This is a genomic window from Phenylobacterium sp. (genome assembly GCF_044372605.1).
Lineage (GTDB): Bacteria > Pseudomonadota > Alphaproteobacteria > Caulobacterales > Caulobacteraceae > Phenylobacterium.
On sequence record NZ_JBILRO010000098.1, the window covers coordinates 1 to 10,962 of the forward strand.

Annotated in this window: 10 protein-coding genes and 1 pseudogene; 9 read left to right on the forward strand and 2 right to left on the reverse strand. The window is 65.9% G+C overall.

Annotation, left to right across the window (positions count from 1 at the left end):
- From ACIQ42_RS09700 to ACIQ42_RS09720, 5 genes and pseudogenes are all read left to right on the forward strand, one after another.
- Positions 1-284: pseudogene (locus ACIQ42_RS09700) on the forward strand (flavin monoamine oxidase); the annotation flags it as partial.
- 2 nt (positions 285-286) lie between these two features.
- Complete coding sequence (locus ACIQ42_RS09705; protein WP_397421997.1) at positions 287-694, forward strand: c-type cytochrome; 408 nt, start codon at positions 287-289, stop codon at positions 692-694.
- A 390-nt stretch (positions 695-1,084) separates the two neighbouring features.
- Positions 1,085-1,999 carry a PEPxxWA-CTERM sorting domain-containing protein gene (locus tag ACIQ42_RS09710; RefSeq protein WP_397421998.1) on the forward strand — a complete coding sequence of 305 codons (915 nt, stop codon included), beginning with the start codon at positions 1,085-1,087 and terminating at the stop codon, positions 1,997-1,999.
- Positions 2,000-2,196: 197 nt separating this feature from the next.
- Positions 2,197-3,072: an alpha/beta fold hydrolase gene (locus ACIQ42_RS09715; protein WP_397421999.1), complete on the forward strand. Its 876-nt coding sequence runs from the start codon at positions 2,197-2,199 to the stop codon at positions 3,070-3,072.
- Between the two features lie 178 nt (positions 3,073-3,250).
- Positions 3,251-4,654, forward strand: a complete 1,404-nt coding sequence (locus ACIQ42_RS09720) for a Gfo/Idh/MocA family protein (protein ID WP_397422000.1) — start codon at positions 3,251-3,253, stop codon at positions 4,652-4,654.
- Positions 4,655-4,659: 5 nt separating this feature from the next.
- On the opposite strand, the gene ACIQ42_RS09725 is transcribed toward ACIQ42_RS09720, so the two are convergent.
- Positions 4,660-5,772: a glycerophosphotransferase gene (locus tag ACIQ42_RS09725; RefSeq protein ID WP_397422001.1), complete on the reverse strand. Its 1,113-nt coding sequence runs from the start codon at positions 5,770-5,772 to the stop codon at positions 4,660-4,662.
- 327 nt (positions 5,773-6,099) lie between these two features.
- Between ACIQ42_RS09725 and ACIQ42_RS09730 the strand changes: the two genes are divergently transcribed.
- From ACIQ42_RS09730 to ACIQ42_RS09740, 3 genes are all read left to right on the forward strand, one after another.
- Positions 6,100-7,605: a cryptochrome/photolyase family protein gene (locus ACIQ42_RS09730; RefSeq protein WP_397422002.1), complete on the forward strand. Its 1,506-nt coding sequence runs from the start codon at positions 6,100-6,102 to the stop codon at positions 7,603-7,605.
- 164 nt (positions 7,606-7,769) lie between these two features.
- On the forward strand, positions 7,770-8,072 hold the full coding sequence (locus ACIQ42_RS09735; protein WP_397422003.1) for a hypothetical protein: 303 nt from the start codon (positions 7,770-7,772) through the stop codon (positions 8,070-8,072).
- Positions 8,073-8,195: 123 nt separating this feature from the next.
- A complete protein-coding gene (locus ACIQ42_RS09740; RefSeq protein ID WP_397422004.1) occupies positions 8,196-8,798 on the forward strand; it encodes a hypothetical protein in 603 nt (200 codons plus the stop codon).
- A 61-nt stretch (positions 8,799-8,859) separates the two neighbouring features.
- On the opposite strand, the gene ACIQ42_RS09745 is transcribed toward ACIQ42_RS09740, so the two are convergent.
- Entirely contained in the window at positions 8,860-9,348 is a 489-nt protein-coding gene (locus ACIQ42_RS09745; RefSeq protein WP_397422005.1) for a CinA family protein, read from the reverse strand.
- A gap of 84 nt (positions 9,349-9,432) precedes the next feature.
- Here ACIQ42_RS09745 and ACIQ42_RS09750 point away from each other — a divergent pair, with 84 nt between their 5' ends.
- A complete protein-coding gene (locus tag ACIQ42_RS09750; protein WP_397422006.1) occupies positions 9,433-10,665 on the forward strand; it encodes a serine hydrolase domain-containing protein in 1,233 nt (410 codons plus the stop codon).
- Positions 10,666-10,962 lie beyond the last annotated feature (297 nt).

Here is a 10,962-nt window from a genome sequence, read left to right on the forward strand (position 1 = left end):
AGGTCGCCCTGGCGCAGGGCGAGGTCTTCCACCCCAAGACCTACCGCAAGGAGTTCATGAACGGCGTCTCGGTAGCCTGGAACCGTATTCCCTGGGTGATGGGCTGCTGCGCCCGCTGGAACGAGGACACCCGCAAGGAGCACTATCAGGAGCTCGTCGCCCTCGAAGACCGCATCGTGCTGGCCGGGGAGCACGCTTCCTATGTCGGCTGCTGGATGGAGGGCTCGCTGCTCTCGGCCATCGACGCCATCACCCGCCTGCACAAACGCGCCATGGAGGCCTGAGCATGAGAACCCGTCTCACCCTGGCCGCCCTGATGGCGACCCTCGCCTTGCCCGCCCTGGCCGACGAACCCGGCCCCGGCGGCAGCCGCCCGCCGATCCCGAAGGACGGCGCGGACATCTACCGGACCTATTGCCAGGTCTGCCACATGGCCGACGCCAAGGGCGCGGTCGGCGCCGGCATTTTCCCGGCGCTAGCCGACAATGCCCGCATCGGCACCGCCCAGTACGCCATCTACCTGATCGCCAAGGGCAAGGGCGGCATGCCCTACTTCAGCGACAGCCTGACTGCGGCCCAGATCGCCGACGTGACCAACTATATCCGGACCCACTTTGGCAACGACTACAAGAACGCGGTCACCGCCGCCGACGTCGAGCCCTTCGCCAAGCCGCCGAGACAGGCCAGGCGATAACAGGTCTAGAGGACGGGCCGGGTGCCGCAGGTGCGGCTACCGCCAAGGCCTGCAAGGCGAGGATTGGTCCCGCAGTATGGCCCCGGCGTCCGGAGCCTGTAGCGCCACAGCTTGAAGTGGATATCGGTTCAAGCGCCCGTCGCGCTCTAAATGCATGAAAACAAGCCTGTTTATCCGGTTCAGATGATTCCATCTGAAACGCACAGGCTCTAGTGAAGACCTCTTCGCTGACATCGAGGCGTCACGCAACCTTGAGGCGCAGAATAGCGCTCTAATCCCCTGAGTGGCCCAAAAAACTCGCCTGAGAGGAGAATCGCGTTGAGGTTGTTTTCTGTAAAAGTACAGTGCAGGAGCCCGGTACGGTCGGGCTTTCCTCTTTGGAGCAATACCTTGTCTTTGCATAAATACGCCGCCGTTGCGACGGCCGCGCTAGCGCTCTCGTTCGCAGCCTCTTCCGAGGCGGCTGTCGACATCAACGGCGGCTCCTCGTGGGGCGGCTGGGACTCTCGTGGAAACTCGCTGGCCGTCGGCCTCTGGGGCTCGGGAAGCACCACCCGTAGCTACGATGTCTACACGTCGACCTTCATCTTCAACAACAACGCCCCCACTGGCGGGACGCAGGTAAGCAAGGCAGGCACACCGGTCGGCTTTGCACCGGGCGCTTCATCGACGGGCGCCTTTGTAAATGGCAATACAATCCTGGGTATCGGACTGGATCTGAATGGTGCCGCCAGCACCCTGGCATCGACGTTCGTGATCTTCGGCTTGCAAGGCGATGCCTACCAGCCCGCGTCGGCGCTCGGAGCCACTGATGGTCGCGCCTCCTCAAGTCAGTGGGGGCACAAGAACGACTTCGTCTTCTACTTCGACGGCGCAACCGGCGCTGGACCGAGCAACCTCGCAGTTTACACCTCGGACGGGACCGCGCGGGGCGGAACAGGCTCGTATTCCAGCCTCACTGGAGCCAACGTGGGCTTTGACTATGCCACCCGTATGTTCCGGAATGGCGAAGCTGGCGGCTCGATCCAGATGTTCTTCGACCTCACGGCGATGCAGGATCTCTACGGTGGCGGCCCGAACGCCATTACGAGCGGCTGGACAGATGGTCAGCAAAAGATCGGGCCGATCGGCAACAACCTCAACATGTATGTGTGGAATGGCACCAACGCAGACGGCGGCACTGCTGTAGTCTTCAACGCCGCAGGCGCTGTGCCGGAGCCGGCGACCTGGGCCATGATGATTTTTGGCTTCGGTCTGGCCGGCTCGCTGTTCCGCCGCCGACGTGCCGGCCTGAAAGCAGCCTGACGGATCAAGATCTTGTCGCAGGCCGGTCCATGGGGCCGGCCTGCGTCTCTGTCCGCGCACTCGCCCCAATCGCCGTCGCGTAACCCGTCGCCAAACCACCGGCAACCGGGCGGCATTAGGGCAAGCTGACGCCGGGCTGGTCCTGATGGGGCGAGTTCTGTATCCGGAGGGCACCAGTCCTCCGGACCCCGGATCCCATGCCCGACCCCTTCATCGGCCCCACGTCGCAGACCTTCATCTCGCAGCGCCTGAGGCTGCACTACGCCGACTGGGGCAACCCCGGCGCCCCGCCTCTGATCCTGCTGCACGGTGGACGCGACCATTGCCGCAACTGGGACTGGGTGGCCCAGGATCTGCGCCGCGACTACCACATCATCGCCCCCGACATCCGCGGCCACGGCGACAGCGCCTATTCCCCCAGCGGCGACTATTCCATGTCGGCCTTCGTCTATGATCTGGCCCAGTTGATCCACCAGCAGCATCTGGCGCCGGTGCGCATCGTCGCCCACTCCATGGGCGGCGCCATCGCGCTGCGCTACGCCGGTGCCTTTCCCGAAACCGTCTCGAAACTGGTGGCGATCGAGGGACTGGGCCCCTCCCCCGCCATGATCGCCGAGCGCGCCAACCGCACGCCGATGGAGCGTATCCGTCATTGGGTGACCGAAACCCGCGCGCTGGCCGGCCGCACCCCGCGTCGCTACGCCTCCATCGACGAGGCGCTGGCTCGCATGCAGGCGGAGAACAAGCACCTGACCCCCGAACAGGCCCGCTACCTCACCGTCCACGGCGTCAGCCAGAATGAAGATGGGAGCTATAGCTGGAAGTTCGACAACTACGCCCGCTCGTTCTCCCCGGTGGACTTCAGCCCCGCCGAGCAGCAGCAGCTCTGGGCCAACATCACCTGCCCGATCCTGCTGGTGAACGGCAAGGAAAGCTGGGCCTCCAACCCCGAGAAGGACGGCCGCATAGCCCACTTCCAGAACGCCCGGCTGGTAGAGTTCGACCGCGCCGGTCACTGGGTGCACCATGATCGGCTGGAGGACTTCCTGACCGAAGTCCGGGCATTTCTCTAGGCACGTGCGCACATGCTGACCCTGAACCGGATCGACGAGTGCGGGGCCAGCAGTATCCTGGGCTATGCTCTATGCCTGGCGGCGCTGCCGTCACGTCCGCAACGCACCTGACCCCTTGTCAAAGCGGCGAAACGCGCTGCCAATCCCTGCAACTCAGACGTCTGCCGGGAAACGCACCATGGCCACACCACACACTCACCTGACGCGCCGTGGCCTGCTGGGCGCAGGCGCCGCCACACTGGCCGCCCCGGCCTTCGCCGCGCGGCCGCTCTCCCCCAGCGACAAGGTCAATGTCGCCGTCATCGGCGCTGGCGGACAGGGCGGGGTCAACATGAACAAGCTGACCGACCAGAACATCGTGGCCACCTGCGACGTCGACTACAACGCCGTCTGGCGCGGCATGCTGGACAAGCGCTCTCGGCTGCTTCCAGGCCGCGAAGCCCTGCGCGACGCCTACGACCGGGCCCCGGCTTTCTCCGACTACCGCAAGATGTTCGACACCCGGAAAGACATCGACGCTGTCCTGATCGCCACACCCGACCACCACCACGCCGTCGCCGCCCGCATGGCCATGGAGCGTGGCATCCACGTCTATGTGCAGAAGCCCCTCACCTACACGGTCGAGGAAGGCCGCCGCCTGCTGGCCCTGGCCAGGCAGAACCCCGACCTGATCACCCAGATGGGCAATCAGGGCCACTCCGGCGACGATGGCCGGCGCGTCATCGAACTCATCCGGGGCGGGGTGATTGGCAAGGTCACGGAAGTCCACGTCTGGACCAATCGCCCCGTATGGCCGCAGGGCGTCGCAAAGCCCGCCCCTGTCTCGGCCCCCGAGGGGCTCGACTGGCAGGCCTGGCTGGGCCCCGCCAATGTCGACTGGGGCTACCACCCGGACTACGCCCACTTCAACTGGCGCGGCTGGACGCCCTTCGGCCTGGGCGCCCTGGGCGACATGGGCGCGCACCTGTTGGACTTCCCCATCTGGGCCCTGGAGCCCGGCCTGCCCACCCGCATCGAGACCCGGCACTCCCGCTGGGCCGGGTCCTCCAGTCTCTGGAGCACGCGCCGCCCGCCCGAGATCACCAGCTTCCCCCTGGCCAGCATCACCCACTACGAGTTCGGCAAGATGAAGGGCGGCCCGCTGCGCCTGACCTGGTACGACGGCGGCATCCTGCCGGCCACGCCCCGGAACTTCCCGGCTGACCTGAAGATGAACCCCGACGGCGGCGTCCTCTTCATGGGCTCAAAGGGCATGCTGATGCACGACACCTACGGTCAGAAGCCCACCCTGATCGGCGAAGGTCTCGACGCCGCCGCCGCCAAAATCCCCCGGTCCCTGCCCCGCATCCAGGGCGGCATCGGCGGCCATGAGCAGAACTGGATCCGCGCCATCCGCGGCGACGAAAAAGTCTCCTGCCCCTTCGAGTATGCCGTCCCGCTCAATGAGACCATGGTCCTGGGTATCGTCGCCCTGAAGGCGGATGCGCCGCTGGAGTACGACGCCGCCGCCGGCCGCATCACCAACAACGCCGACGCCAACCAGTATCTGACACGGCAGTACCGCAAGGGCTGGGAACTGTGAGAACTTCAGGCCACCGCCGCATCACCGGTCGGTTCCGCAACCGGTGACGGCCCCAGCAGGCCGGCGATGGCGCGGGCTGCCCGCGATGAGGCCGGTTCCCCCTGGTTCTCGAAAGTCTCGTTGAAGCCGGCGACCTGAACCGGCCGGACCTGCGGATGCCCGGTCTGGGCCGCGGCAATCGTCGGCAGAAGCTGCTGGATATCCTCCACCACCGGCCCGAAGCGCCAGTGACCATAGCTGGGGTCACCGCGCCACTCGATATGCCTGGGGTTCAGCAGGACGCAAGGTCGCGGCTGGCGCAGGAACTCATAGATCTGGCTGCTCACATCACCCAGATACACATCGGCCATCCGCAGATAGGTCATGTCGATGGCCGCCACCGATCCGCCCAGATCCATGTGGATCGCAGGGTTGCCCAGATAGGCGGCCAGTTCCGGGACCTCGCGTGGCGGCCGGCTGCCGAACAGGCGCAGATGGGGGGCGAAGATCAGGTTGTAGCGGGTCTGGCCGGCGAACGCGTCAAGCACCTGCCGTCCCCAGACCGGCCAGGAGCTCAGGCCTGCGTGAAAGTGCGGATTGTAGAGCACCGTGGGCCGCTGCTCGGCAAAAAGCTGCGGCAGGTCCGGTTTGAGCGCGTCCACCAGATCAAACTTGGGATAGCCGACGATGGCGCAGTTCCCCAGCGCCACCAGACCTTCCTGGATCATGCGGTCGCGCTGTTTGCGCCCGGCGGCGAAGACCAGATCGAAGGCGCCCAGCCGCGCCTCGAACGGCCCCTCCCGGTCGCCGGCGCCATGCTGTGTGTAGACCAGCTTTGACTTGACCCCCAGCTTGCGCAGAGCCGCCGTGGTCCGCTCCGGGGCGACAATCACATCATAGGCCGCCAGCACGCGCGCATTGGCCACCAGCATCGGCAGCTTCGGCGGCCCGCCCTCAGGCATCCGGATCGCCCGCAGCCAGCCCGGCCCCAGCAGCCGCCAGTTGATCCGCGAGGGGCCCAGCGCCTCCACGATGTCGCGTGCGCGACGAAGCACGGCGGGATCTGTCGCGGCGACGTCAACCTGCAGGTCCGGGCGAGACGCCGCCAGGGACACCGCCACCGACAGGCTGTGCAGCACCTGGTGGGCCTGGGCGATGTAGAGGAAGCAGACCCGCCCTGTCGTCTCGGGCGGCGGGGGCTCAACAAGGCGGGCGGGGGTCAGGGGAATCGAGCCTCACAGGCGTCGCGACGCGACGGCCCTCGTTACAGGCTGACCACAGAAACGGCTAGCACGCTGTACAGATTCGCCTCTGACAGTTCAGCGCAGAGTCCCGGATGGCGCCCTGTCCCGCCGGGGCTTGTCGACTTGGCCATTCGACACGACTACACCGAACCGGCTTCAGGCACTGACCCTGCCACCCTCGATGAACCTTCACTCTTTCCCGCACAGCGACATCCTACGGCGATGAACCCGGCAAACGACAAAGACCCGACCGCACCTGTCATCGTCTGGTTCCGGCGCGACCTGCGCCTCAGCGACAATCCGGCCCTGAGCGACGCTATCGAGACCGGCCGACCGGTCATCCCGCTCTATATTCTGGACGAGACGGAGGGCCTGCGCGCACCCGGCGCCGCCTCTCTGTGGTGGCTCGGCATCTCCCTCGCGCGGCTGAACGCGTCGCTCGAAACCCTGGGCTCGCGCCTCATCCTGCGTCGGGGCGACGCGGCGACCGAACTCATGGCCGTCGTCAACGAAACCGGCGCGGCCGAGGTCGTCTGGAACCGGCTCTACGACCCCGGCGTCACCGATCGCGACGCGGCCCTGAAGGCCGGGCTGAAGGCCCAGGGTCTGGCGGCCCGAAGCTTCAATTCCGCCCTGCTGTCCGAGCCCTGGACCGTGCGCAACAAGAGCGGCGAGCCGTTCAAGGTCTTCTCCCCCTTCTGGCGCGCCGCGCAGGGCAGCCTGGACCTCACCCCCCTTCACCCGACCCCTGACGCCCTGACCGCGCCCGCTATCTGGCCGGACAGCCGGCGCCTGGAGACCTGGGGCCTCCAGCCGACAAAGCCGGACTGGACGGGCGGGTTCAGCCTCTGGACGCCGGGCGAAGTCGGCGCGCACGCCCGCCTGGCCAGCTTCCTGGAAACCGGCCTCGCCCGCTACACCGACGGCCGCAACATCCCCGCCGCGGAAGCCGTCTCGCGCCTGTCGCCGCACCTGCATTTCGGCGAAATCAGCCCACGCCAGATCTGGGCCGCGGTCGATACCGCCATCGACGCCCGGCCCGCGCTGGGCCGCCAGGCCGACAAGTTCAAGGCCGAACTGGGCTGGCGCGAGTTCAGCTACTCCCTGCTGTTCCACAACCCGCAGATCGAGACCCGCAACTTCAAGCCCGCCTTCGACGCCTTCCCCTGGCGCGATGATCCGGCCGGCTTCGACGCCTGGACAAAGGGGCAGACCGGCTATCCCATGGTCGACGCCGGCATGCGCGAACTGTGGACCACCGGCTTCATGCACAACCGCGTCCGCATGCTCGTGGCGTCCTTCCTGGTCAAACACCTGCTGATCGACTGGCGACAGGGCGAGGCCTGGTTCTGGGACACCCTGCTCGACGCCGACCGCGCCAACAACGCCGCCAGCTGGCAATGGGTCGCCGGCTCCGGCGCCGACGCCGCCCCTTACTTCCGCATCTTCAGCCCGATGGGTCAGGGCGAAAAGTTCGACACCGACGGCCGCTACGTCCGCCGCTGGGTCCCTGAACTGGCCCGCCTCCCCGACGCCGTCATCCACAGCCCCTGGACCGCCGATCCCCTGATCCTGCGCGCCGCCGGCATAACCCTGGGCCAGACCTATCCGCACCCCATCGTCGAGCATGGCTTTGCGAGAGAACGGGCGCTGCAGGCGCTGAAGGCGACGAGGGTGGAGGGCGACGAGGCGGGAAGGAATTATGGTGACAGTTGCAATAACCCCTAAACTTCCAACGCTTGGCGCACCGCCTGAGATTAAGGGGTTATTGCAACCATCACCGTAATTTACCCTGCGCGACAAAATTGCCGTTGCAGCAACTACAGCTCTGAGTTAATTCAAAAAGTATGTTTTTTCGTCAATCCAGATTACGTTTGATCCAGGTAGGAGCGGTGGCGCTTTCGCTGCTCGTGACCAGCTCCGCCTTTAGCCAGCAACGGAAATTCAACACTGTTGAAGCCGCAAAAAACGGTTGGTTTGCGGAACAGAACCGGTCAGCGAACTGGTATTTGGCACAGCACAAAAAACTTTCCGATGCGATCAACGCGTTGCAACCGCAAAGGCCGGGTGTCGTCGACGCCTATGTGCTGTCCATTGGCCTCGCTCGAATTACGGTGACAGTTGCAATAACCCCTAAATTTCCAACGCCTGGCGCACCGCCTGAGATTAAGGGGTTATTGCAACTGTCACCGTAATTCCACCGCGCCTCACCGGCGCCTTCTGCGCCACTCTGCGTTTTCTGCGGTATTGCTCCATTTCGACAGCCCGCCCGAATGCTACGTCCGATCCTGACGTACCTCCGTGGTCCACTGCGCAACATGACCGCGACCACCCCCGATCGAGGCGCCGACATGCTGGCCGAGCTGGCTGAGATGGATCTCAGCGCGGCCAAGCACGTCCACGCCCAGCTCCTCGCTGCCACCGAGGCGGACGAGGTCGCCGATCTCAGCCGGTCCTACCAGCGCGCGTCCCGCTGCCTGCGCCAGACCCTGGCGTTGAAGGCGAAGCTGGCGCAGGACGCCGTCGTCCACCGCCTCCGCACCACGCCGACGTCCACCCCCGACTTTCTCGCCATGGGGCGGGCGCTTGCCCAGGAAGACGCCCAGTTCGATCGCCTCGGCGAGCTTCAGGACGCCGTCGGGCGCCTGATCCATGCCGAGATATCCGACGCCACGCTCCGGGCGGACTACGTCGAACGCCTCGACGTCGAACTCGACGACTGGTTTGTCGAGCCCGACTTCACCACCGAACATCTGGACGTCCAGGTGCGGCGCGCCTGCCGTATCCTGGGCCTCTCCGGGGACCTCGCCAGCCGGTGGCGCGATCTGCCTGAGGCGCCGGACAATCCGCCGGATCAGGAAGATGATGACCCTGGCCATAAGGCATCCGGCGCCGCGCCACCGGTCGCCGACACCGGCTGACGCGGCCGTCGTCCGCGCCTGCTGCGTGTTCCCCGGCGCCTTTTTTCCTGGCGCCTGTCCCCTACCCCGCCGACACGATCGCCCGACGCAGCAGTTCCAGCGCGCCGGCTGCGAACGCACGCATATTGGCGCCGCGGTCGCTTTCGCCTGTCTCGATCGTCAGCACCGCCTCGACCGGCCCGGCCACCGCCACACAGGTGTGACCGGCGGCATCGCCATAGCCATTGCCCGTTGGCCCCGCCGCCCCGGTCTCCGAAAGCCCCCAGGTCGCGCCGTAGCGCTCCACCTGATTGCGCGCCAGCAGCATGGCATAGGGCTCACTGGCCGAGCGCATCCCCTCCAGGGCCTCGCGCGGGATATCGGTCAGGAGCACCCGGGCCTTGGGCGTATAGACCACCGCCCCGCCCAGATAGTAGGCGCTGGCGCCGGGCACGCTCAGCAGGGCCGCCGAGATCAGCCCGCCCGAGGAGCTCTCGGCGATGGCGATCTTCTCGCCGCGGTCTTTCAGCAGCGCGCCGATCTCGGCGGCCAGGGCTTCCAGGTCTTTCATCGTGTCTCTTCCCTCTTGGCGATCCCGCCGTTCAGCGTCCATGATGCCGTCTAACAACCAAAAACCCTACCCCGGAGAGAGACGATGGACGCGCAATCACAGTGGACGGGGCTGGACGCAGGCCGGCTGGAACGCATCACCGACCATATCGAGCGCAACTATATCGGTCCGGCCAAGATCGCCGGCTGCCAGGTGGCCGTCGCCCGCCATGGCCACATCGCCTATCTGAAGTCCTTCGGCATGATGGACATCGAGCGCAACAAGCCCACCCGCGACGACACCATCTACCGCATCTATTCCATGACCAAGCCGATCACCTCGGTGGCGCTCATGACCCTCTATGAGCAGGGCTATTTCCAGCTCAACGACCCGGTCAGCCGCTATGTGCCGTCCTGGAAGAACCACCGCGTGTGGGTCTCGGGCGAAGGCGCCGACATGATCACCGAGGCGCCGGGCCGGCCGATCACCTTCCGCGATGTGCTGTCGCACATGGCCGGGCTCACCTATGGCGGCGGTCTGCCGGGCGTGGGCGTCCAGCACCCCATCGACAATATCTACCGCACCCTGCGCATCCGCTCGTCGGGCACCACCGACACCATGATGGAGTTCATGGACAAGCTGGCCCAAGTGCCCCTGCGCTACCAGCCGGGCCAGGCCTGGATGTACTCGCTGGCGACCGATGTCTGCGGCGCGCTGGTGGAGATCATCTCCGGCAAGCCGCTGGCCCAGTACCTTCAGGACGTGATCTTCGGCCCGCTGGGCATGGTCGACACCGCCTTCTACGTGGCCGCCGACAAACAGGACCGCTTCGCCGCCAACTATGAGCGCGGTCCCGACAAGAAGCTGAAATTGCTGGATGATCCGGCCACCAGCAGCTTCATCAAGGAACCGGCCTTCAAGTCGGGCGGCGGCGGCCTCACCGGCACCACCGCCGACTACATGCGCTTCTGCGAGATGCTGCGTCGCGGCGGCGAACTGGACGGACATCGTATCCTGGGGCCACGCACCCTGGAGATCATGCACATGAACCACCTGCCCGGCGGCAAGGACCTCACCCAGGTGGCCATCGGCGGCTTCTCCGAAACCGCCAACGAGGGCGTGGGCTTCGGCCTGGGCTTTGCCTCGACCATGGATCAGGTGGCCACCGGCGGCCTGGGAACCGGCGACTACTACTGGGGCGGCGCGGCCTCGACGATCTTCTGGGTCGATCCGAAAGAAGACCTGACGATGGTGTTCATGACCCAGTTGATGCCGTCGGGCACCTTCAATTTCCGCGGCCAGCTCAAGAGCCTGGTCTACTCCGCAATCATTGATTGAGGGTCAAGTTCCCACGGGGTGTCATCCCGGTTTCGCCATGGGCGAAGACCGGGACCCATAGACCCCGCGCCTGCGACCCGTGCGCGGCGGCGCGGTTGCATGATGTGTCCGCCGTCCCGTGCATATGGATCCCGGTCTTTGGCTGAGCCAAAACCGGGATGACACGTGAGAAAATCGAGGAACCTTGAGCCCCCGCCCCCAACCGCCTAAACGTGCCCCATGCCCATGACCCATACCGCCCTCGAAGCCGTCCTCAAGGAGGGTTTCCCCGACGCCGAGATCGAAATCCAGGATCTG

What these genes read in the sequence shown, in the direction of transcription:
- ACIQ42_RS09750 (WP_397422006.1), top strand. Translation starts at nt 9,433, where the DNA reads ATGGACGCGCAATCACAGTGGACGGGGCTGGACGCAGGCCGGCTGGAA.
- ACIQ42_RS09740 (WP_397422004.1), top strand. Translation starts at nt 8,196, where the DNA reads ATGACCGCGACCACCCCCGATCGAGGCGCCGACATGCTGGCCGAGCTG.
- ACIQ42_RS09705 (WP_397421997.1), top strand. Translation starts at nt 287, where the DNA reads ATGAGAACCCGTCTCACCCTGGCCGCCCTGATGGCGACCCTCGCCTTG.
- ACIQ42_RS09745 (WP_397422005.1), bottom strand. Translation starts at nt 9,348, where the DNA reads ATGAAAGACCTGGAAGCCCTGGCCGCCGAGATCGGCGCGCTGCTGAAA.
- ACIQ42_RS09720 (WP_397422000.1), top strand. Translation starts at nt 3,251, where the DNA reads ATGGCCACACCACACACTCACCTGACGCGCCGTGGCCTGCTGGGCGCA.
- ACIQ42_RS09730 (WP_397422002.1), top strand. Translation starts at nt 6,100, where the DNA reads ATGAACCCGGCAAACGACAAAGACCCGACCGCACCTGTCATCGTCTGG.
- ACIQ42_RS09715 (WP_397421999.1), top strand. Translation starts at nt 2,197, where the DNA reads ATGCCCGACCCCTTCATCGGCCCCACGTCGCAGACCTTCATCTCGCAG.